At 56.4% G+C, this 20864-nt stretch carries 16 protein-coding genes, 4 pseudogenes and 2 riboswitches; of the genes and pseudogenes, 16 read left to right on the forward strand and 4 right to left on the reverse strand.

All coding sequences use genetic code 11. The annotated features are described in order from the left end of the window. From ACFPPD_RS18270 to ACFPPD_RS18280, 3 genes and pseudogenes are all read left to right on the forward strand, one after another. The coding region (locus tag ACFPPD_RS18270) for a hypothetical protein (RefSeq protein ID WP_378082788.1) at nucleotides 1-184 on the forward strand (184 nt) is incomplete at its 5' end. Next, on the forward strand, nucleotides 160-852 hold the full coding sequence (locus tag ACFPPD_RS18275) for a helix-turn-helix domain-containing protein (protein WP_209751544.1): 693 nt from the start codon (nucleotides 160-162) through the stop codon (nucleotides 850-852). The genes ACFPPD_RS18270 and ACFPPD_RS18275, both read left to right, overlap by 25 nt. A 5-nt stretch (nucleotides 853-857) precedes the next feature. Continuing rightward, nucleotides 858-959, forward strand: a pseudogene (locus ACFPPD_RS18280) (D-mannonate oxidoreductase); the annotation flags it as partial. A 10-nt stretch (nucleotides 960-969) separates the two neighbouring features. Here ACFPPD_RS18280 and ACFPPD_RS18285 read toward each other — a convergent pair. Together ACFPPD_RS18285 and ACFPPD_RS18290 are read right to left on the reverse strand one after the other, a co-directional pair. Next, nucleotides 970-1974, reverse strand: coding sequence for an SGNH/GDSL hydrolase family protein (locus tag ACFPPD_RS18285; protein ID WP_209751542.1), 1005 nt, complete (start codon nucleotides 1972-1974; stop codon nucleotides 970-972). A 204-nt stretch (nucleotides 1975-2178) separates the two neighbouring features. Further along, nucleotides 2179-3150 carry a LysR family transcriptional regulator gene (locus ACFPPD_RS18290; protein ID WP_209751536.1) on the reverse strand — a complete coding sequence of 324 codons (972 nt, stop codon included), beginning with the start codon at nucleotides 3148-3150 and terminating at the stop codon, nucleotides 2179-2181. Nucleotides 3151-3271: 121 nt separating this feature from the next. Between ACFPPD_RS18290 and ACFPPD_RS18295 the strand changes: the two genes are divergently transcribed. Genes ACFPPD_RS18295 through ACFPPD_RS18305 form a run of 3 tightly spaced genes read left to right on the forward strand, consistent with a single transcriptional unit; the run spans nucleotide 3272 to nucleotide 7077 of the window. Further along, nucleotides 3272-4384 (forward strand): SGNH/GDSL hydrolase family protein, encoded by a 1113-nt coding sequence (locus ACFPPD_RS18295; RefSeq protein ID WP_209751535.1) that lies wholly within the window; start codon nucleotides 3272-3274, stop codon nucleotides 4382-4384. Nucleotides 4385-4434: 50 nt separating this feature from the next. Then, complete coding sequence (locus tag ACFPPD_RS18300) at nucleotides 4435-5160, forward strand: helix-turn-helix domain-containing protein (protein WP_209751532.1); 726 nt, start codon at nucleotides 4435-4437, stop codon at nucleotides 5158-5160. 21 nt (nucleotides 5161-5181) lie between these two features. After that, entirely contained in the window at nucleotides 5182-7077 is a 1896-nt protein-coding gene (locus ACFPPD_RS18305) for a cellulase family glycosylhydrolase (protein ID WP_209751530.1), read from the forward strand. 83 nt (nucleotides 7078-7160) lie between these two features. On the opposite strand, the pseudogene ACFPPD_RS18310 reads toward ACFPPD_RS18305, so the two are convergent. Further along, nucleotides 7161-7352: pseudogene (locus ACFPPD_RS18310) on the reverse strand (helix-turn-helix domain-containing protein); the annotation flags it as partial. Nucleotides 7353-7589: 237 nt separating this feature from the next. Between ACFPPD_RS18310 and ACFPPD_RS18315 the strand changes: the two are divergent. Together ACFPPD_RS18315 and ACFPPD_RS18320 are read left to right on the forward strand one after the other, a co-directional pair. Beyond that, entirely contained in the window at nucleotides 7590-8366 is a 777-nt protein-coding gene (locus ACFPPD_RS18315) for a helix-turn-helix transcriptional regulator (protein WP_378082794.1), read from the forward strand. Between the two features lie 311 nt (nucleotides 8367-8677). Next, nucleotides 8678-9736, forward strand: a complete 1059-nt coding sequence (locus ACFPPD_RS18320; protein ID WP_378082796.1) for a LacI family DNA-binding transcriptional regulator — start codon at nucleotides 8678-8680, stop codon at nucleotides 9734-9736. Between the two features lie 71 nt (nucleotides 9737-9807). Here ACFPPD_RS18320 and ACFPPD_RS18325 read toward each other — a convergent pair whose 3' ends face one another. Further along, the gene (locus ACFPPD_RS18325; RefSeq protein ID WP_378082798.1) at nucleotides 9808-10653 is read right to left on the reverse strand and encodes an APC family permease; all 846 of its coding nucleotides are present in this window, start codon (nucleotides 10651-10653) and stop codon (nucleotides 9808-9810) included. A gap of 477 nt (nucleotides 10654-11130) precedes the next feature. Then, nucleotides 11131-11234: riboswitch (guanidine-I (ykkC/yxkD leader) on the reverse strand. A gap of 108 nt (nucleotides 11235-11342) precedes the next feature. Then, nucleotides 11343-11444, forward strand: a riboswitch (guanidine-I (ykkC/yxkD leader). A 69-nt stretch (nucleotides 11445-11513) separates the two neighbouring features. Between ACFPPD_RS18325 and ACFPPD_RS18330 the strand changes: the two genes are divergently transcribed. The 8 genes and pseudogenes from ACFPPD_RS18330 to ACFPPD_RS18365 all read left to right on the forward strand — a co-directional run bounded on the left by ACFPPD_RS18330 (nucleotide 11514) and on the right by ACFPPD_RS18365 (nucleotide 20695). Then, entirely contained in the window at nucleotides 11514-12236 is a 723-nt protein-coding gene (locus tag ACFPPD_RS18330; protein WP_209751526.1) for an urea amidolyase associated protein UAAP1, read from the forward strand. Nucleotides 12237-12265: 29 nt separating this feature from the next. Continuing rightward, nucleotides 12266-12922, forward strand: coding sequence for an urea amidolyase associated protein UAAP2 (locus tag ACFPPD_RS18335; RefSeq protein ID WP_209751524.1), 657 nt, complete (start codon nucleotides 12266-12268; stop codon nucleotides 12920-12922). Nucleotides 12923-12950: 28 nt separating this feature from the next. Continuing rightward, nucleotides 12951-16607 (forward strand): urea carboxylase, encoded by a 3657-nt coding sequence (uca, locus tag ACFPPD_RS18340; protein ID WP_209751522.1) that lies wholly within the window; start codon nucleotides 12951-12953, stop codon nucleotides 16605-16607. 31 nt (nucleotides 16608-16638) lie between these two features. Further along, nucleotides 16639-17976: pseudogene (locus ACFPPD_RS18345) on the forward strand (allophanate hydrolase); the annotation flags it as partial. A 17-nt stretch (nucleotides 17977-17993) separates the two neighbouring features. Beyond that, nucleotides 17994-18461: a GNAT family N-acetyltransferase gene (locus ACFPPD_RS18350; RefSeq protein WP_209751518.1), complete on the forward strand. Its 468-nt coding sequence runs from the start codon at nucleotides 17994-17996 to the stop codon at nucleotides 18459-18461. 40 nt (nucleotides 18462-18501) lie between these two features. Further along, nucleotides 18502-18885: pseudogene (locus tag ACFPPD_RS18355) on the forward strand (allophanate hydrolase-related protein); the annotation flags it as partial. A gap of 70 nt (nucleotides 18886-18955) precedes the next feature. Further along, complete coding sequence (locus tag ACFPPD_RS18360) at nucleotides 18956-19903, forward strand: HNH endonuclease (RefSeq protein ID WP_378082804.1); 948 nt, start codon at nucleotides 18956-18958, stop codon at nucleotides 19901-19903. Between the two features lie 135 nt (nucleotides 19904-20038). After that, entirely contained in the window at nucleotides 20039-20695 is a 657-nt protein-coding gene (locus tag ACFPPD_RS18365; RefSeq protein WP_209751515.1) for a glycosyltransferase, read from the forward strand. Nucleotides 20696-20864 lie beyond the last annotated feature (169 nt).

A 20864-nucleotide genomic window follows, 5' to 3' on the forward strand; every position in this document is an offset into this window, starting at 1 on the left:
ATCTTTTCTGGCCATAAAAAATCCTCCCCTGACTGATTCTGAGGAGGATTATCTCATAGCGATTAGCGGGCTTGAAGGTGGGGAAGGTTTGACGCTTACGCCGCTAGCTCCGGAAAGATTTCCGGACTGGCGGCTATTTTTATTCAGGAGGAGAAGAAGATGGCAAACGCGAAAGACGGGATGAATCCGCAACTGCATGCTGCATACGAACGGTGGATGGTATCTCAAGTCAAGGCGAGTGCGGGAGAGCGGCGGCAACGCCTAAAAAAGGGCTTGAGCTTTTCTTTGAAGCAGTTCGTTGCCCGCATTTTTTGGCCTGCCGTCGGGAGTTTTGATGGATGGCATGCAGAGTATGAAGTAGTCGACTTTAAAGACGGTTATCGATACTTGGATTTGGCTAAGCCATCGGTAGCCATCAAAATATGCATTGAAGTAGACGATAAAGGATCACATGGCCAACAAGCGGATGCGTATAAATTTTCAGATGATCGGTTCCGCCAAAATGACCTTGTCATCGACGATTGGAAAGTATTAAGGTTCTCCCTTCAAAGTATCATGGATCAGCCCCGCCGTTGCCAACAACAGCTAATGCATGCTCTGGCGAAGTGGGGCTTTGAATCGGATAGGATTGTACCTGCATTATTGCCAACTGAAATGGCTATTTACAGTTTTATTGAAAATAGAGCGGAGTCGTTCTCTCCGGCTGCTCTCGCGAAAGCGGTAGGCATTCATCGGAATACGGCAGTAAAACATCTTAAGTCGCTTGTTGAAAAAGGCAAAGTCATGCCTGATGTAGGTACCAAAACCGGAAGTCCAACAAGGCGATATCGCTGCAAAAAAGGGTACTTGTAACAAGCCTCGGCGCGCTGCTGTGGCTCGTCGAAGAGACGGCGTCCGGCTTCGTCACCGGCACGGTGGTGCCGGTCGACGGCGGGTTTATGGCTTACTCGGGCGTATAACGGCTCATCGTTACCACCCTAACTTGTTCTTGATTTCCGCGGCAAGAAGCTCTGCCATTATGGCGTGAGTTTTGAGAGAAGGATGCCAATCTCCGCCCACTCCGTTTTTTTCGACATTTTGAGGCGGGAATTCATAGAAGTAAATACGTTCGTCGCCCGCCCGATTTAATTCGCTTACGATGCCTTCAATAAATTCGGCGGGCTTTCGATTCATCGGTCCAATGGTACAAAACAGATGGGCGTCGGGATAATTCGTCCTTATGAATTCCACAAACCGTTTATATTCAGCGACATATTGAGACGGATCGATCGTGTCGACGCTGAAGTCGTTCGTGCCTAAGTTGATGACCACGACATCGGGAACCCGTGAATGAAAATCCCAGGAGCTTTCGCTTCTGGACGGCAGCGTTCTCCGATAGAGCTCGGGCATCTGGATGTCTCTAACGCCGCCGTAATTTTGATACATCCCCTTCCCCGACCATGCAAGGGCGATAAGCTCGGCATTCAGGCTGCGCGCCGCGATCGGACCGTACGCCAAGTAATGGTTTTCTTGGCTTGCCTGGAAACCGTCCTCTATGCTTGCGGCTTCGTTGCCATAGCCGGCGGTAATCGAGTCTCCGATGATTTCGATTTTATGTTCATGCCGCGAAGGCGGTTCCAACAGTTCGGCGCCTTCGGGAAGCTCGAAGCCCATGAATTGCAGCTCGCCGACCATGGGCTCGGTGCGTTTGAAGATTTCAACCGTATGTACTTCATTGGCGAGATTCAAGGCCAATAGATAGCTGTTTTCTTTGTCGATTTTTACGGGCACCGGTTCCTGGTCGTCAATCACGATATTTACCCAATTATCCGCCATGCCCGACTGGACGGGTTTTAGTAATGCGCGAACTTCCGTACCTTTGAAAGAAATCGCGATCGAACTGCCGGACCAAGCAAATTGGGGACCTTCAGGTTGGGAAAAGTCGAATCTTCCCGTATACCTGACCTGTTCCCGAGAAACGATTGGTTCTATCATGCTTGCGGGAGCCTCCTTATGCGTTTTTTGAGTGTTTTCCGTCTGCGTCTTCGTCTTTGATTCGTTCGCGGGATCGGCGCATGAGGTTAGAAGCATGAAGGATAGCAAGGACACGACCCCTATCGGAACCGTAAATCGATTCATTATCTTGTTCATACCATCCTTCAATCCTCCCCGGGCGGTTTCCGCCCAATCTCTCCCTCTTCAGCCGGGCGGCTTCCAGGTTCCTTGCCCGATTAATTGCTTCAAGATCAGCACGTAATTCGAAGCCGCCCTGGACAAGTAACGATTCTTCTTGAAGGCGACGACGATATCCCGTTGCGCCAGCGCGCTGTTCAATTTGTAGTAGATCGGATGCCTTTGGTGATTGCCGAAACGGATAAAGGTATCCGGAATGCAGCAGCAAGCGATACCCGACAAGGTCCAGGCGAAGGACGTCTCGATGCGTTCGGTGTGCATCACGATATCCGGCTTGAATTCGGGCAATTGCGAGAGTGCATGCTCCAATTGTTGAAAATTCCGATCTTGCTGCAGGAAGATAAAGGACTCCTGCGCGCATAGCGACAGATCGATCGGATTCGCCCTGAATAGCCGGCGAGAGTTCATCAGTATATCTTCGACCGTGATCCGGCAGTCTTCTTTGCCGTTGTGGAAAGGGCTATTCGGAGGGACGGCCAGGTAAAGCAATTCTTCCGCCAATGGTTCCGAATGGAACAGGTTGGCGTCTAACGGCCCCGCTAGAATGCACATGTCCAAATTGCCTTCGGATAGCATGGACTCCAACGCCGATTCTTTGTCCTCGACGATATGAATGTTCACCCTTGGGTGCTTCTGGCGGAAAGCTCCAATGCTCTTAGGCAATAAGCAGGAAGCGCGGAAGGGGGTGGTTCCGATTCTCAGCTCCCCGAGGTTCAGGTTATGGAGATCCGTTAACTGGTTGTCGAGTTCCGTTTGAACCGCCTGTATTTTGTGCGCGGCGTCGACATAGATTTCTCCGGCGTAGGTCAATCGGATCGGCGCGGTGCTCCTGTCGAACAATTGAACATTCAATTGAGACTCCAAATTTTTAATGAATTGGCTTAAAGACGGTTGGGTAATAAAAAGCTTCTGAGCAGCCTTGGAAAAATTTTTCTCTTCGGCCAAGGTCAAGACATACTTCAAATGTTGAGGTGTCATATCGATGGCTCCCTCAGCTCGTTATAGGTTATGACTTATACTTTGTATATTAATATAATTATTGGATTATTGGAATAGAAAGCGCTAACATGAAATCGAGAATGTTTGCGAGGAGAATGACATGGGCGCAGCTACAAGTGAAAAAGACGCAAACCGGATGAATATGGTGGAGCGTTCCCTTATCGGCACAGGCAACAATAATCGAGTCAAAAAGGCGATCGAAAAGGCGCGGCAAGGACGGGAGGTTACGATCGTCTATCTGGGCGGCTCGATTACGGAAGGCCACTCCGCAGGCCCGGAACGCAACTATGCAAGGTTATCCTGCGACTGCTTCTCGAGAGCTTACGGGACGGGGCATAATGTAAAATTCGTCAATGCGGGTATGTCCGGAACGAATTCCTTGCTCGGATTGATCCGCGTAGAACGCGATGTGCTGCAATATGAGCCGGATATCGTTTTCGTAGAGTTTGCCGTTAACGATTCAAGGGACACCACAAGCATGAAGGCATTCGAGAGCTTGCTCGCCCGATTGTTCGGCAGCGAGACGCATCCGGCGGTCGTGCTGTTGTTTACCGTCATGGAGACGGGGTATTCCGCTCAGAATGAAATGGAGCAAATCGGAGAACGGTTCGATATCCCGATGATTAGCGTAAAAGACGCCGTCATGATGGAGATACAGGCTGGAAAAATGACTTGGCAGGATTATTCGAACGATAGTACCCATCCGGATCTGAACGGACACGAGCTCATTGCGGAGTTCATTAAGTATTATTATGCGACGGTTGACCGGGAGGAAGAGGATGCGGAGAGCCGGCTTCCGCAAAGCTTCGTTTACGGAGACGAATTCCGGGGGATGAAGATGCTCGATGCCGTCGATGCGCCTGTCCTTTCGTTGGGCGGATTCGAAAAAGCAAATACGATCAGCCAATTTCCGAACGGGTGGACGCATCGTGCGGATGCTTCCGATGAAAGTTACGTACTGGAGCTCGATTGCAAAAATCTGTTTATTGTCTATAAAGAGAGCCAGGAACCGAGGACCGGCGCAATCGATCTGCGCGTTGACGGCGAATTGGCGCTGACCGCCGACGGATACATGAGTTCGGGATGGAATAACCCCGTAACCAAAATGGTGTTGAACAAGGAGAGCGCCAATCGGCGCAAAGTGGATATCAGGATGGCGGAAGGTTCAAAACATAAGGAATTCTCCATTCTGGCCTTCGGATATTGTCTATAGATCGGGGAGTAGCAACGATAATCGGGCTACGAATTACGGAAAAGGGGGAGATGATTACGAATACGGTGACGACGGCAAAGGGTGCCGACTGCAGAATTCAGCGAACGATGGTTGTCCAATGGATGGAAGATCAGCCTCAATCCGAAACAGACAAGAAATTGGTCGATTTTTCCATCGTGAATATTTTGGAAGAGCTTCTCGGCCGAACGGGAACCGTGTTCCGTATCAGGGGATGCGCTTTCGGACTTGTTCTCTACGGATCCGAGAAAGAACTGTCGGATGATACGATGGAGACATTCGTTGCGTTTATCGACTCCTGTCTGGCGAACTTCGCCAAGGTGAAGGTGCAGATCGGGATCGGAAGTCTCATGCACACGTTTTTGGATCTGAACAAGTCGATTGCGGAGGCGTTGCAGGCGTTGGAACGCCGAATGCCTCCGGGCGAACAAGATACGCATCCGTTCGTCGAAGAGGTGAAGTCGCTTCTTCAGCGGAATTACGGAGACGGCGTATGCTTGAAGTCGATCGCCAAGCAGCTTTATGTGAATCCGGCGTATTTGGGCAGATTGTTCAAGAGCTTCGAGTCGATTACGTTTAACCATTACTTGGTGGAGGTTCGTATGGAGAAAGCCAAGGAATTGTTGTTTACGACAGACAAGCGAATATACGAGATTGCCCGCGAAGTCGGATATCGGCAGCTGGACTGGTTCTACAAGAAGTTCAAGGAGTATACCGGATATAGCCCGAAGGAATATAAATTCAGCCATTCAAGTTGATTTTCGGAAGCGGGGGGTTGCATGAATCTATTTCGTCTTCTGGTCTCGTTGGCTATCGCAATCGGCATAGCGACGCCAGGCATGCTTGGTCATTCGGAAGCCGCGGAGAGGAAGAGCGCGATGCAGAAATACGTCGATAACATGCAGCCGGGCTGGAACTTAGGCAATACCTTTGAAGCGCCGGGCGAGACCGCGTGGGGCAACCCGATCACGAGCAAGGACTTGGTGGATCGGCTTGTCGCCTTGGGCTACAAGAGTATCCGGATTCCCGTCACCTGGGACGGACATTTGGGGGAAGGTCCCGATTACCTCATTGATAAGGAATACATGAGCCGGGTTCGGGAAGTCGTCGATATGGCGCTGGATGCCGGGTTGTACGTCGTTCTTAACCTTCACCACGACTCGCATTGGATCGGCAAGATGGAGACGGAGCACGATGCCGTTCTCGCCAAGTTCGAAGCGCTCTGGAAGCAAATCGCGGAAGCGTTCAAGGACGAATCCGACAAATTGATGTTCGAGAGCATCAACGAGCCTCGATTCTCGGACGATTGGAACAAGGATGCGCCGGAATATTTCGCTATGCTCGAAGAACTGAACGTAAGCTTCCATCGGATCGTCCGTCATTCGGGAGGCGGCAACGGCAAACGTCCTTTGGTGCTCCCTACTCTGACGGCCAGTTCTTCGCCGGCACGGATCGAAGAGCTCGGCAAGACGATCGCGAAGCTGAAAGACAGCCGCCTGATTGCGACGATTCATTTTTATGGCTACTATCCGTTCAGCGTGAATTTGGCCGGCGCGACGACCTTCGATGACGAAGCGAGAACGCAGCTGGAGCAGTTCTTCGATCTGGCGTACGACGAATTTGTCGCGAAAGGCATTCCGGTCCTCGTAGGCGAATACGGACTTCTCGGCTTCGACAAGTCGACCGGCACGATCGAGCACGGAGAGATGCTGAAGTATTTCGAGTACGCCGGTTACTATACCCATGCGAAGAACATGACGACCATGCTGTGGGACAACGGCCAGCACTTCGACAGACGCGAGCTCAAGTGGGCCGATCCTTCCTTGTACGATATCATGTCCGCGGGGTGGAAGGGCCGTTCCTCGACCGCGGAGACGGATTCGATTTATATTAAGAAGAATGAGCCCGTTCAGGATGCGGTCGTGAACCTGGTCTTAAACGGCAATCGGTTCGTCGATCTGTACGCCGGCGAACGCAAGCTGACGGCAGGCGCCGATTATGAAGCGAGCGCGGACCGTCTGACTCTCAAAGCCGCCTTGTTGGAGTCGCTCATGAACGGGCAGTTCGGGGAGAACGCCGCCTTGACCGTCAAGTTCTCGTCGGGCGCCGATTGGGCTATTCACGTGATCCTCTATGATACGCCTCGGTTAAATAGCGTCAAAGGCAATGATACTTTGTTTAACATCCCGGCCTTGTACAACGGGGATCGTGTCAAGGCGATGGAAGCCGTTTACGCGAACGGCGGCAATGCCGGCCCGGCCGACTGGACTCCCTTCAAGGAGTATAACTATGCGTTCGCTCCGGAGTACGAGGAAGGCGAGCTCAATCTGACTCCGCAATTCTTCAAAGAGTTGAAGGACGGAGAGGTCCTTCTCAAGGTGCACTTCTGGAGCGGCGCCGTTCTGGATTACGCCCTCACGAAGTCCGGTACGACTATCGTCGGCGTGTCCCCTACAGATCCGGTTCATGACGAGACCGTCGTTGCCAGTCCGGAACCGGACGGGGAAGGGACGGCAACGGCGACGGTCGTGCCGGCGGAGCCTTCCCCGACGACGGTTGCTCCTTCGGAGACCGACCAAGGCGGCGCGATGAACGGTTGGCTCATTGTCGGCTTGATCGCATTGGCGGCAGTCGCGGCGGGAGCCGGACTTTATGCAAGGGGTAGGAAGCGCTAGATCGTCATGGCCGGAGGCCGCTGAGATCGGTTTGAAAGTATCCCCGTTATCGTAAAAAGCCGATATCGGGGATTCTCGTTCATTCAAGTCGCTTCCCCTACCGCGGAAAGAACCTTACCTACGAAAGTCGGGTTTCCCCAGATGATATATCGCCCTTTCTTTTCCGCATCCTCTTTCCTGATTCTCCACTCTCCGCCGACTTTAGAAGCTTTAAGTTGATTGTCGCGAATATAGCGCCTAATTGTTCTAGGATGCAATTCGAGCATATGGGCTAATTGGTCGACCGTGACATTTTACTCTTTGTTGTGCTCGATTTTGTTAGGATAACAATTCGACAAATTACGACAAATATTTTGCATAAATAATCGATTTTAATCAATATAATGCAGTTATTAGGGATTGAAAACGTTTTAAGTGTAAATTATTATTATATTGTTAGCATAATTCCTCTTGTTTTTATCATAAATTATAGTAAGATTGGGATATAGAGGTTAGGGGAGGGTTATTAAACGATGGCAATGAATACGCTTACAATTGAGAAAATGGCGTACCGGCCGCCTTTGCCCCAAACGTCGGATGTCGCTGAATCCGGGGAGGAACACATCCGAAGATTACAGCGATCGATGATCGTCAGAATAGCCGAAGTAGATCCGAATTCCGCCGCCAATGTCGAGCTGGATCAGTTCGCCGTCATTAACATAATGGAAGACCTCATCGGCAAAGCCGGAACGGTGTTCGGAGTCGATAAGAGTACGATCGGATTGGTTTTATACGGAGCGAAGAAGGAATTGACCGACGAAGCGATGAGTCGGCTCGAGACGTTTCTGGGCTCTTGTCTGGCTAAATACGCTAAAGTTCAGGTGCGGATTGGTATCGGGGGCTTGATGCATTCTTTTCTGGATTTGAACAAGTCTTTGGCGGCGGCATTGGACGAGGTGAACCGCCAAGGCTCGCCGAAAGAACCCGAAACCCATCCGTTCGTGGAAGAGGCCAAGACGCTCCTTCTGCGCAATTGCGGTGACGGCGTATGCCTGAAGGCGATCGCCAAGCAACTTTACGTGAATTCGGCTTATTTGGGCAGATTGTTCAAGAATTTCGAGTCGATCACGTTTAACGATTACTTGGTGGAGGTTCGCATGGAGAAGGCCAAGGAATTGTTGATGACGACGGATAAGAGAATCTACGAGATCGCCCGCGAGGTCGGTTATCGGCAGCTGGACTGGTTTTATAAAAAATTCAAGGAATATACGGGCTATAGCGCGAAAGAGTATAAGACCAATCATGCATAGGCAAACCTGCGTGAGAACCGGAAGTCCCGTGCAGCATTCTAGATTCGACGTCGAATAAGCTTCCTGATCCGCTTCGTGATCAAAATCGGACTTTTTGAACAACCTCATCAATTAAAGGTTCAAAAAGTTCGATTTTCAGCACCGAGAAGGTTGAAAGAAGCTAGGGAATGAGGATCGGAGCGTAGGCAAACCTACGTGAGAACCGGAAGTCCCGGCTGAATTCAAGATTCGACGTCGAATAGACTTCTTGAAATACTTCGTGATCAAAATCGGACTTTTTGAACAACCTCTACAAACGGAGTGAACCCTGATTGAAAAAAGTAACGATGCAGCAAATCGCCGAGCAGGTCGGCGTATCCAAATTCGCGGTGTCGCAGGCATTGTCCGGCAAGCCCGGCGTCGCGGATGAAACGCGGACTAGAATCGTTCAGACGGCCCAAGAGCTCGGTTATTTCTGGAAAGCCAAGTATATGAAGAAAGCGTCTGTTTCAGGGTCGAAGTTTAGAAACAAGCCTACGGCAATAACGACCAAGAACACGGTCATCATTCTTATGCCTAACGTACGCTTTCAAAGCCGGGAATCGTTATTCTGGGGCCGTATTATCGACGGCGTATCGGCCGCGCTGGCCGAGCGCGAGGTCGGCGTCATGATGGTGACGGAGAACCATTCGGACCGATCGCTGAAGAGCATCAACCCGGATGGCGTACTGGGCTTGATCGGCATCGGCTACATCGCCACGCAATTGCTGCTCGAAATTCGTCATCTGGGTATTCCTTTCGTGCTCATTGACCATGAGGACCCGCTCATTCCGTCGGATACCGTATTCATGAACAATTACGATTGCATGCGTCAATTGACTTCGATAGTCATCGAAGCGGGGCATCGCGATATCCGTTTTGTAGGAAATCCGCGTTATTCTCGAAGCTTCCATGATCGCTGGCTGGGCTATCGAATCGCGTTGGAAGAGAATCGGCTGGCCGCGGCAGATCCGGAGAAGGATCCTCTTCTGCAACTGGAAGAGCACGAATATCTGGTCATCTTTAAAGAGATCGACATGCTGGTTGCCCAGAAGAGGCTTCCGACGGCGTTCGTTTGCGCCAATGACTTTCTTGCCTACCTCGTGTTGAAAGGGCTTAAAGCAAACGGAGTCGACGTTCCGGGAACCGTATCCGTGACCGGGTTCGACCATACGGACGAGGAGAAGGATCCTTCATTGCCTGCCTTAAGCACCATACATTCCCCGATTGCCATGTTGGGGAGAAGGGCGGCCGAGATGCTGTTTACCCGGCTGGAGGATCCCGATAGAGCTTTCGAGAAAACGTTGATCCACGGAAACCTGCTTCTCCGGGAATCCTTCAAGAACGGTTGATCTTCCGGCCGCCGCCGCTGAATCCGCGCGCATTTCTTTCTAGGTCTCCCAATTTTGAATTGGGCGAATCGCTAGGACGCACCCGGTATCGAATCGCGTGGTAGATCGCGCCGAATACGACCCACGATAGACCGAGCCACAGCGCGGAAGTGTCGAGCAGCGCCCCGAATAGCCGTCGCGTCCCTAACGAACAGCAATCGCGAGACGGTCGTGAACGAGGCGAGTCCTTGCGTGAAGATCGCGAATACGAGAACGGTCATGAACAGCGCGGACAGGCCGGAACCGCCGACGAGCTGGGTCAGGGAAGAGGGAACGAGGTACAGGATGCTCGCGATCGCGATGATGATCAGAATCGCTTTCGGCACCGCCCGTCCGGCGTCGATCGTCTCCTCGGACATCGTCGTCACGGAGTTGAAGCCGAGGAAGCAGAAGCAGATAACGGAGGCTCCGGCGAGCGCGGCGGATAAAGGCACGTCGTTTTGCAACAGCGGTTCCAGCGGATGAATCGGACCGGCAGTCCCTCCCCCTAGGAGGTGTTTAAATAGAAACGCGCTGAACACGGCGATGAAAGCCATCTGAAGCCAGACGAAGACACGGCTGATGTTGGCAGAGAAGCTGACGCCGACGATATTGATAACCGCGAGCGCGACGTTCATTCCGACGATCCATACCCAGACGGGTACGGACGGGAATTGCGTATGAAGAAAGATGCCGAAAGTCAGGCAGGCGATAAGCGGCGAGAACAGGTAATCGAGCAGAAGCGCCCAGCCGATGAGGAAGCCCATGTAGGGGTGCATGCTTCGACCGACGTACGAGTGCGCGGAGCCGGAGCTGGGGGACGTCCTCGCCATGCGGCCGTAGCTGAACGCGGTGAAGAAGATGGCGACGAACGCCAGCAGGCACGCCTGCGTCAGCATGCCTTGCGATTTCTCGTAGGTGAACTCCCGTGAATGGTAAAATAGAACATGGGGGACATCCAAGCGAGACACATACAGAAGAGATGGCGCGTTTTTAACGTTCGGCGAAAGCCGGCGACCGTTTCGGCGGCGTTGTTCATGGCGATCTCTCCAGTTCGATAAAAATAAAAGGCTGAGTTCAGCGTGAATGTTGCTTAGAAACAACGTAGTTGGAATATTTAACTGTAAAATGTGCATGAAAAAAGATACGTGGTAAGGCCTTTGCATGAATTATATGCAAAAGGTGCACTTCATTTTGCGGATTTCAACTGATGCAGGATGAATCTGGTGAAATTAATGTATGTATTACATCTATTCGCCAGATATCTGAGATTTAGCCGAAATAACTGCATGTTTTACAGTTCATTTGTCTGTCATTAAGCCACAACAGAGTGGAACACAGCCAAATAAAAAGCCCTGAGGATATCGGCAAGCGATATCTCCCGGGCTTTTATCCCTCCGTGGACACGACGACGGGCGCCGTGCGCCTTCTCTCGGACCAGACCGGCAAGGGGGACCGCGGAACCCTAGAAGGCTTGCTATAGAGTTATGTTAGGAAATATAACATATAAACCCGACTGTGACCAGCATTTTTGCAAAATCGGTTGACGAGAAAAAGCAGCAATGTTATGTTTAGTTACACAACCGCATAATCAGTTTACTAGGGTTCCGCCGGCGACGCGCCGGGCTGGTCCGAGAGTAAACCGTTCCCGCGAGCGGGGACGACACGGAAGGATAAAAACCTGGGAGATATCATCAAGACGCCCGTCTTGTGATGTCTCCCTTTTTGTTTACTTTCAACCGTAAAGGAGAGATTCGCGATGAGTCACGAGACTTGTAGCACGACGATCCGCCCGGGGGGCAAGTGGTCGGGGAGGGTCGGAAGAGGAAAGCTGCTGCGGTTTACCGCGCTGGAAGCGGGGGCGAACGTCTCGCTGCTGCTCTACAACGCCGCCGACCTGACCGAACGCTACAATATGCCGGACACGCTGAAAGCCCAATACACCGCGCATCTGACGAAAGGCCATACGCTCATGAGCGACAACGGCCGAGTTCTCGCCGCGATCGTCCAAGACAGCCTCGGCTGGCACGACACGATCTCCGCGTACACGACGCGGGAAGAGACGGACGCCAAGTACGGCTCCACGACCTACCAGGAGGCCCGCAACGAATGGCTGCGAAGCGGCCGGGAGAACTTCGCGGTCGAGCTCGTTCGTAACGGGCTGGGCTTTCGCGACCTCGTGCCGAACGTGAACTTGTTCTCTAAAGTCGTCTGCGACGACGCGGGTGAGATGCAATACGACATCGGGCATTGCCCGGCGGGAGCGACGGTGACGCTGCGGACGGAGATGGACGTCGTGCTCGTGCTCTCCAACACGCCGAACCCGCTCGATCCGCGAACGGCCTACCCCTCGGTGCCGGTGAAGCTCGAAGTATTGCCGTCGGAGGGGCCGGTAGGCGAAGACGATTACTGCGTCAACTTCCGTCCCGAGAACCGCCGAGCTTACGAGAACACGTGGGAATACGACGCGCTGCTGCGCTGAACTTATTTTTCCGATAGGGGGAACCATTCATGGCCGTATTTAATAGAGTCGAAAGCCCTCGCCAACCCGAATCCGCGATTTACGACGAGGTCGTGCTCGCCGGGGACGGCTGGATGCGCGAGCTGAAGCCGGGACAAGTGCTTCGCATCGTCGATCTGGAGGGGAACCAGGCGGCGGATACGCTGTTCTACGACGCCGACCATCCGGAGGATCACTATAGCGCGGTGCGAACGATCGCCGGGCAAGGCAACATCTACTTGTCGACGGGGTCGGTGCTGCGGGCCGAGTCGGGCAAGGAGCTGCTGACGATCGTCGCCGACACGTGCGGTCGCCACGATACGCTCGGGGGTTCTTGTTCCGCCCAGAGCAACACGGTCCGTTACGCGCACGAGAAGCTGTATATGCATAATTGCCGGGATACGTTCATGCTGCAGCTCGCGAACCACGAAGAAGGCGGCAAGTATACGAAAAGAGATCTCGCGCCGAACATCAATTTCTTCATGAACGTGCCGGTGACCCCCGAGGGCGGGCTGACGTTCGCGGACGGCGTCTCCTCGCCGGGGGCATACGTGGAGATGCGGTCCAAGGGCCGTACGATGACGCTTATCAGCAATTGCCCGCAGCTCAACAACCCTTGCAACGCCTACAACCCGACGCCGATTCGCGTGCTGATCTGGGACAATTGATCGAATAGATAGAGCGGGAGTGGTCCTCATGTTTACCAAAGTACTCATCGCTAACCGCGGCGCCATCGCCGTCCGGATCGAACGGACGCTTCGCCGGATGGGCATCGCCTCCGTGGCCGTTTATACGAAAGCCGACCAAGACAGCTTGCACGTCGACGGAGCCGACGAAGCGGTGCTCATCGGGGACGGAGCGGCGAAGGAAAGTTACCTGAACGCCGAGCTGATTCTGCGGACCGCTCTCGAGACCGGGGCGCAAGCGATCCATCCGGGTTACGGATTCTTGAGCGAGAACGCGGAGTTCGCCCGGGCGTGCCGGGAAAAAGGAATCGCGTTCATCGGGCCGACGCCGGAGCAGATGACGACGTTCGGGCTGAAGCATTCGGCGCGTGAAGCGGCCGAAAAGGCGGGCGTGCCGATGCTACCTGGCACCGGGCTCATCGCGGAGATCGAAGAGGCGGTCCGGGAAGCGGCGCGTATCGGCTATCCGGTTATTCTGAAGAGCACCGCCGGCGGCGGGGGCATCGGCATGCGGATATGCGCGGACGAAGAGGCGCTGCGTGCGGCGTTCGATTCGGTGCGGCATCTGGCGGAGACGAACTTCAAGAACGGCGGCGTATTCCTCGAGAAATATATCGCGAGGGCGCGCCATGTCGAAGTGCAAATCTTCGGCAACCGGTTCGGCGAAGTGGTCGCTTTGGGCGAACGGGACTGCTCGATTCAGCGGCGCAACCAGAAGGTGATCGAGGAGACGCCCGCGCCGGGCCTTGCGGCGGAGACGCGCGCGAGCATGCTGGATTCGGCCCGCCGGTTGGCGGGAGAAGCGGGTTACCGCAGCGCGGGCACGGTCGAATATTTGTATGATCCGGAAAGCGGCGAATATTATTTCCTCGAGGTGAACACGCGGCTGCAAGTCGAGCACGGCGTCACGGAAGAGGTGCTCGGCGTCGATCTTGTCGAGTGGATGGTGCGGGAAGCGGCCGACGAGATGAATGGTCTGGAGGCGCTCGTTCCCGAGCCGCGCGGACATAGCATCCAGGCGCGCATCTACGCGGAGGATTGCCTGCAAGGGTTCCGGCCGAGCGCGGGCCAGCTCGATCAGGCTTTGTTCTCGCCGGACGCGCGGAACGAGACTTGGGTACGCGACGGCCTGACCGTCACGACGCTGTACGATCCGATGCTCGCCAAGATTATCGTGAAGGGCGCGGATCGCGAAGACGCGATCGCCAAGCTGGCGGCGGCGCTCGGGGAGACGCGGTTCTACGGCATCACGACGAACCTGCAGTATTTGCGCGAGCTGCTCGGCGACGCGGAAGTGCTATCGGGCAACGTGTACACGCAACTGCTGAACGGCTTCGAGCCCGACGAGCGGGCGCTCGAAGTGCTGGACGGCGGCGTGCAGACGACGGTGCAGGATTATCCGGGGCGCGTCGGATATTGGGACGTGGGCGTTCCGCCATGCGGAGCGATGGATCCGTTGTCTTTCCGGATCGGCAACAAGCTGCTTGGCAACGCGGACGACGCGGCGGGACTCGAGATGACGCTGCGCGGCGGGACGTTCCTTTTCCGGAGCGACGCGACGTTCTGCGTCACCGGCGCGGACATGGGCGCGACGCTGGACGACGAGCCGGTGCCGACGTACCGGGCGGTGCGGGCGCGCGGCGGCCAAGTGCTCGCGTTCGGGGAAGCATCCGTCGGAATGAGGTCGTATTTGCTCGTGGGGGGCGGCTTCGATATGCCGAAAATTCTCGGCAGCGCGTCGACGTTCACATTAGGCAACTTCGGCGGGCACGGCGGACGCGCGATCCGGACGGGAGACGTGCTGAACGTGAATGCGGGAGGCGAGGCGGCCGGTGCGTTGAGTGCGGCCGGTGCGGCAGTTGCGATGGCGCAGGCGGGCGTCGCGCTGGCGTCCGAGCATCGCCCGGCGATGACGAACGGCTGGACGATCGGCGTCGTGCCTGGGCCGCATTGCACGGAGGAGTTCCTGCGGCCGGAATACTTGGCGCAGCTGACGGAGACGGAATGGGAAGTCCACTACAACAGCTCGCGGACGGGCGTCCGCCTGATCGGGCCCGCGCCGCTCTGGGCGCGGGAGGACGGCGGCGAGGCCGGGCTTCACCCGTCGAACATCCACGACAACGCCTACGCGGTAGGTACGCTCGACCTGACAGGCGACATGCCGATTCTGCTTGGTCCGGACGGTCCGAGTCTCGGCGGCTTCGTCTGCCCGGCGACGACGGCGACGGCGGAGCTATGGAAGCTCGGCCAATTGCATCCGGGCGACAAGCTTCGGTTCAGGCTGCTGACGCTGCAGGAAGCCGACGCGCTTCGCGCACAGCAAGAGAGCAATCTGAGAGCGATCGGAGCCGGCGAACGGGAAGAGCTGGAGCCCGTATCCTTGCCGGCGTCGACCGCGGCCGATTTCCGGACCGATTATCCGATTCTGTACCGCGCGGAAGAAGGGCGTCAGTTCTCGCTTACGATCCGTTGCAGCGGCGACCAATATTTGCTCGTGGAATACGGGCGGCTGGAGCTTGACTTGGCGCTTCGCTTCCAAGCGCATGCTTTAATGCAGGCGATCAAGGATAGCGCCGCGATTCCGTTCGTCGACCTGACGCCCGGCATTCGCTCGCTTCAGGTGCACATCGATCCGGCACGGATGACGGCGTCCGTAGCGTGCGAGCGCATCGTCGAGATCGAAAGCGCCCTGCCGCCGCTGGAGTCGATCCGGGTCCCTTCCCGTATCGTGAGGCTTCCGCTGTCTTGGGACGATCCGGCGACGAGAATCGCCATCGACCGCTACCGGCAGAACGTCCGTCCCGACGCGCCGTGGTGCCCTAGCAACATCGAGTTCATCCGCCGCGTTAACGGACTCGCCGATATCGACGAGGTCAAACGGATCGTGTTCGACGCTAACTATTTGGTGCTAGGCCTCGGGGACGTGTATCTCGGCGCGCCGGTCGCGACGCCGACAGATCCGAGACACCGCCTCGTGACGACGAAGTACAACCCGGCCCGCACGTGGACGCCGGAGAACGCCGTCGGCATCGGCGGAGCCTACATGTGCGTCTACGGCATGGAAGGGCCGGGCGGCTACCAGTTCGTCGGGCGCACGGTGCAGATGTGGAACAAGCTCCGCCCGACGGCAAGCTTCAAACCGGGTCAGCCGTGGTTGCTTCGTTTCTTCGATCAAATCCGGTTCTATCCGGTCGAGGCGGACGAATTGCTCGAGCTGCGCGAGGATTTCCTTCGCGGGCGGTTCGAGGCGGACATCGAGGAGACCGAATTCGATCTCGGCGAATACATGCAATTCCTCGAATCGATCGAGGAGAGCGCGAGCGCTTTCCGCGCCAAGCAGCAAGCGGCGTTCCAGGAAGAACGCGAAAGCTGGAAACGGAGCGGCCTCGCCGAGTACGTGTCCGAGCAAGAGGCTTCCGTACCGGCCGAGGAAGACGAGTTGCCGGCGGGGGCGGTCGCCGTACGGTCCCCGATGCCGGGCAGCGTCTGGAAGGTGCTCGTATCCGCGGGACAGCAAGTGAAGAAAGGCGATACGCTTATTATCCAAGAGAGCATGAAGATGGAATTCGCGCAGCAGGCGCCTTTCGACGGGGTCGTCGGTTCGGTGTTCGTCGGTCCGGGAGAATCGGTTCAATCCGGCCAGCTGATCGCGAGTCTTCTGAAATAACGCGGAAGCGAAAGAGACGAGGGGATATCCGATGAACAACGCTGCGGCCATACCGGAAATACTGACGATCGCCGGACTTCGAGCCCTCTATGCCGGCGGCGAGACGACGCCGGCGGACGTCGTGCGCGCGATCGTTAGGCGCGCCCGGGAAGACGAAGGGATGAACGTATGGATCACGCCTCCCGAATGGAGCCGAATCGAGCCTTACGTGAAGAAGCTCGAAGAGCTCGATCCGAAGGACGCGCCCCTCTGGGGCATCCCGTTCGCGATCAAGGACAACATCGATTGGTCGGCCGCGCCGACGACGGCCGCTTGTCCGGCGTTCGCATACGAGCCTTCTGCCGACGCCGCCGTCGTGGAGCGTCTGATCGCGGCCGGGGCGATTCCGCTCGGCAAGACGAACCTGGATCAGTTCGCCACCGGTTTGGTCGGTTCGCGCAGCCCTTACGGGGAGACGCATAACGCGCTGAAGCCGGAGCTGATCAGCGGCGGTTCGAGCGGCGGCTCGGCCGTCGCCGTCGCGCTCGGCCATGCGGCGTTCTCGCTCGGCACGGATACGGCCGGCTCGGGCCGGGTGCCCGCGCTGTTGAACCGTCTCGTCGGCTACAAGCCAAGCCTCGGCGCTTGGCCGGTCAGGGGCGTCGTGCCCGCGTGCGAGAGCCTCGATTGCGTGACGGTTTTCGCGAGCGAGCTGGCAGACGCGATGGCGGTAGACGCCGTCGCGAGGGGGCTGCACGAGGAAGATCCATGGTCGCGCGAGCTTCCCGCGCAGGCAGTCGCGTTGCCGTCCCGGATTTGCGTGCCGGCGTTGGAAGCGCTAGAATTCTACGGGCCGTTCGCCGAGGCATATCGGGAAGCGTGGCTCGCTTCGGTCGAGCGGCTGCGCGAACTGGGCATCCCGGTCGAAGAAGCCGACATCTCGCTCTACGGCGATGCCGCCGCCGTTCTATACGAGGGCCCTTGGGTCGCGGAACGCTGGGCGGGATTGGGAGAATTCGTAGAAGCGCACCCGGGAGACGTGTTTCCGGTGACGGAGCGTATTCTCCGCTCGGGCGCGGACGCGAAGCATACGGCGGGGGCGTTGTTCCAAGCGATGCACAAGCTCCAAGGCTATAAGCTCGAAGCTCGCAAACGTCTGGCGGACGCGGTGCTCGTCTTGCCGACGGCGGGCGGCACGTGGACGCGCGAGCAGGTACGCCAAGATCCGGTCGCGACGAACCGCGACATGGGCAAGTATACGAATCATTGCAACCTGCTGGACATGTGCGCCGTCTCGGTGCCTTCCGCGGACGCGGTGGAGGATTTGCCTTTCGGCATTACTCTCTTCGCCATGGCCGAGCGGGAGGATTTGATCAGAGGGACGGCGGAAGCGTGGGGGAAAGGCCGATGAAGGTGACGATCGCGGAGGCGAAGGACGACGAGATTCCGCTCGTGCACGGGTTGATGCGGGAAGCGTTCGAGGAGTACCGGGGCCGCCTGAACCCTCCTTCCGGCGCGCTGCGGGAGGAGATCGCGGATATCCGGCGCACAATCGGCGGCCGAGGGGGCGCGATCTTGGCGTGGCTGGACGACCGACCCGTCGGATCGGCGCAGTATTACCGCGAAGAGAATTACTTGTATATCGGCCGCGTGTCCGTCGTTCCGGCGGCTCGCGGCTTCGGCGTCGGCAGGGAGATGTTGGATGAGTTGGAGGATCGGGCCCGCCGGGACGGCATGACGGACACTCTCGTCGAAGTCAGGCTATCGTTGCCGGGTAAAGTGTCTTTTTACGAGAAACGGGACTATTCCGCGATCCGGACGGTCGACTATCCCGAGCGCACGGACTCTTGGTACGTCATGTCGAAGCGATTGTAAGTTTAGAAGATGAAAAACGGGAGTGATTCATCCGATGACGACCGAGAAAACATACGTCGCCGTGTGCGGTTTGCACATGCGCGGCTTTCCGCTCGAGAAGCAGTTGCTCGAGCGCGGGGCGACGTTCGTCAAGGAGACGACGACGGCGCCGAAATACCGGCTGCTGAAGCTGCCGACGGCACCCGCGAAGCCCGGGCTGATTAAGCTTGCGGCAGACGGAGAACCGATTGCCCTCGAGGTGTGGGAAATGCCGATGGCGGCGTTCGGTTCTTTCGTCGCGCTCATTCCGTCTCCGCTTGGCATCGGCAAGGTTGAGCTGGCCGACGGCTCGGAAGTGCCGGGGTTTATATGCGAAGGCTATGCGGCGGAATGGGCGGAAACCGAGGACGTGACGCGCTTCGGAGGCTGGAAGAACGTGAAATAGGCATCGGGGAGGATCGGGACGAGAGTTCTGATCCTCTTTTCTCTTGCGGAGGGTATGATATACTCGGAGTATGACAACCGATATCTATGTAAACGAGACGGAAACGGCAACGAAGACGTGCGCGATCTGTTCCGCGCGCAAGCCGCTTTCCGATTTTCTTAGAAGAAGCGGGACCCGGGACGGGGTCGCGAGACGCCGGGGCACGTGCCGTGCCTGCCGGCTGAAGCAGGGCGAGACTTCGGAAGAGATGCCTGCCGAGGCTGACGTCGTTGCGGAAGTTTCCTTTCCGGCGGGGTCCGAGGCAACGGAGAAACCGAAGCGCAAGCGCAAACGAAGGAAGCGCGGCAAAGGCGGCGTAGCGCCGGAAGAGCGCTCGATTCCCGAAGTGACGGGCGAAGCCGAGCCGGAAATCCGGTCCGAAACCGTGGAAGGGCCGGTAGAAGAATCCGAAGCCGAGCCGCCGAAGCGCAAGCGCAAAAGAAGGAAGCGCGGCAAAGCCGGGGCCGCTTCGAAGGGGCCCGTCTCCCTCGTTCCGATCGGCCCGTCCTCGGCTCCGTCGCCGAAACCTATCAAACCGATGAGGTCGAAGCATCTTTCGGCTCGTCCGTTTGTTTTGCCGATGGCGATGTCCGCGCGCGAATCTACCGACGCGTCGGGCTTAAGGCCGACCAGGCTCGGTTTCATCCGCATGCGCGGGAAGACCGACAACGGCCGTCGCTGGTACCAGGAAGTCGAACCGGAGCTCGCGATCACGCTCGTCAAGGAGCGCGCGGCCGTCGTCGTCAACCGGCACACGATCCGGCGCATCTATAGCAACAAGGAATTCCGGCGGTTGATCCTGGAGCGCGACGAATACACGTGCTATTTTTGCGGCCAATACGGCGACACGATCGACCATCTGCTTCCGCGGGCCAAAGGCGGCCATACGACGCCGGACAATTGCGTCTGCGCGTGCAACGAATGCAACCAATCGAAGGCGGACCGAGATCTCGAAGAGTTCATCGGCGTGCGCGAATAGATCGATCGAACGACATCATGCTACTTGAAGCCTAGATCGCGAACGAAATCCCCTATGAATGAATTCCGGCCAAACGTTTAGAATAAGTCGGTAACGACGGAACGGATCGCAGGTATCGGAAAGGGGATTTTTTTCATGAGCAAAAAAATGATCGTAGCCGTCGGTCTATGCGCGGCTTTGCTGTTCGGATCGCCGGCGACGGCGGTCGGAAGCGCGTACGCAGCTCCCGCCATCAAGAAGCAGGCGTGTTATACGCCTGCAAGGGTACAATTGCAGGGCGATCTGAGGAAATTATGGATCGACCATGTCGTGTGGACGAGGAATTACATCGTGAGCGCGGTGTCGGGAGCGGACGATCAAGCGAAAGTACTGGAAAGGCTGCTCCGTAACCAACAGGACATCGGGAACGCGATCAAGCCGTATTACGGAGACGCCGCGGGGGACAAGCTGGCGGAACTCCTGACGGAGCATATCCTGCTCGCGGGAAATATCGTCGACGCGGCCATTAAAGGGAACGCGGCGGACGTCGACAAGAACAATAAGCTGTGGTACGCGAACGCGGACGAAATGGCCCGTTTCCTGAGCAAGGCCAATCCGAATTGGTCGGAACAAGAGCTGAAGAAAATGCTGTACGAGCATCTTCAATTAGTAACGGATGCGCTCACTACCAGGCTCAACAAAGATTGGGCAGGGGACATCGCCGCTTTCGACAAGGGCGAGCAGCACATGATCCGTTTCGCCGATATTCTGGTTGACGGGATCGTCAAGCAGTTTCCGGCCAAGTTCAAGTAAATGACGGTCGGCAAGAGGTTGCGCGCCTTTCGCGCTAGCGCCCGAACCTACAGGTTCGGGCGCTTTTTCGTAGTGTCAGAAAGTATAAGTTTTATGGACATCTACTTATCTAGGCTTAACCTAATTTTCGTGTCATTTTGGAACAATCGTACTATTATCCCCTTGCCTC

Source organism: Cohnella suwonensis, assembly GCF_042655365.1.
GTDB classification, from domain to species: domain Bacteria; phylum Bacillota; class Bacilli; order Paenibacillales; family Paenibacillaceae; genus Cohnella; species Cohnella suwonensis.

Bases quoted from the DNA above. Each gene is read 5' to 3' on its own strand.
- ACFPPD_RS18275 (WP_209751544.1), top strand. From the start codon at position 160: ATGGCAAACGCGAAAGACGGGATGAATCCGCAACTGCATGCTGCATAC.
- ACFPPD_RS18285 (WP_209751542.1), bottom strand. From the start codon at position 1,974: ATGATAGAACCAATCGTTTCTCGGGAACAGGTCAGGTATACGGGAAGA.
- ACFPPD_RS18290 (WP_209751536.1), bottom strand. From the start codon at position 3,150: ATGACACCTCAACATTTGAAGTATGTCTTGACCTTGGCCGAAGAGAAA.
- ACFPPD_RS18295 (WP_209751535.1), top strand. From the start codon at position 3,272: ATGGGCGCAGCTACAAGTGAAAAAGACGCAAACCGGATGAATATGGTG.
- ACFPPD_RS18300 (WP_209751532.1), top strand. From the start codon at position 4,435: ATGATTACGAATACGGTGACGACGGCAAAGGGTGCCGACTGCAGAATT.
- ACFPPD_RS18305 (WP_209751530.1), top strand. From the start codon at position 5,182: ATGAATCTATTTCGTCTTCTGGTCTCGTTGGCTATCGCAATCGGCATA.
- ACFPPD_RS18315 (WP_378082794.1), top strand. From the start codon at position 7,590: ATGGCAATGAATACGCTTACAATTGAGAAAATGGCGTACCGGCCGCCT.
- ACFPPD_RS18325 (WP_378082798.1), bottom strand. From the start codon at position 10,653: ATGCTGACGCAGGCGTGCCTGCTGGCGTTCGTCGCCATCTTCTTCACC.
- ACFPPD_RS18330 (WP_209751526.1), top strand. From the start codon at position 11,514: ATGAGTCACGAGACTTGTAGCACGACGATCCGCCCGGGGGGCAAGTGG.
- ACFPPD_RS18335 (WP_209751524.1), top strand. From the start codon at position 12,266: ATGGCCGTATTTAATAGAGTCGAAAGCCCTCGCCAACCCGAATCCGCG.
- uca (WP_209751522.1), top strand. From the start codon at position 12,951: ATGTTTACCAAAGTACTCATCGCTAACCGCGGCGCCATCGCCGTCCGG.
- ACFPPD_RS18350 (WP_209751518.1), top strand. From the start codon at position 17,994: ATGAAGGTGACGATCGCGGAGGCGAAGGACGACGAGATTCCGCTCGTG.
- ACFPPD_RS18360 (WP_378082804.1), top strand. From the start codon at position 18,956: ATGACAACCGATATCTATGTAAACGAGACGGAAACGGCAACGAAGACG.
- ACFPPD_RS18365 (WP_209751515.1), top strand. From the start codon at position 20,039: ATGAGCAAAAAAATGATCGTAGCCGTCGGTCTATGCGCGGCTTTGCTG.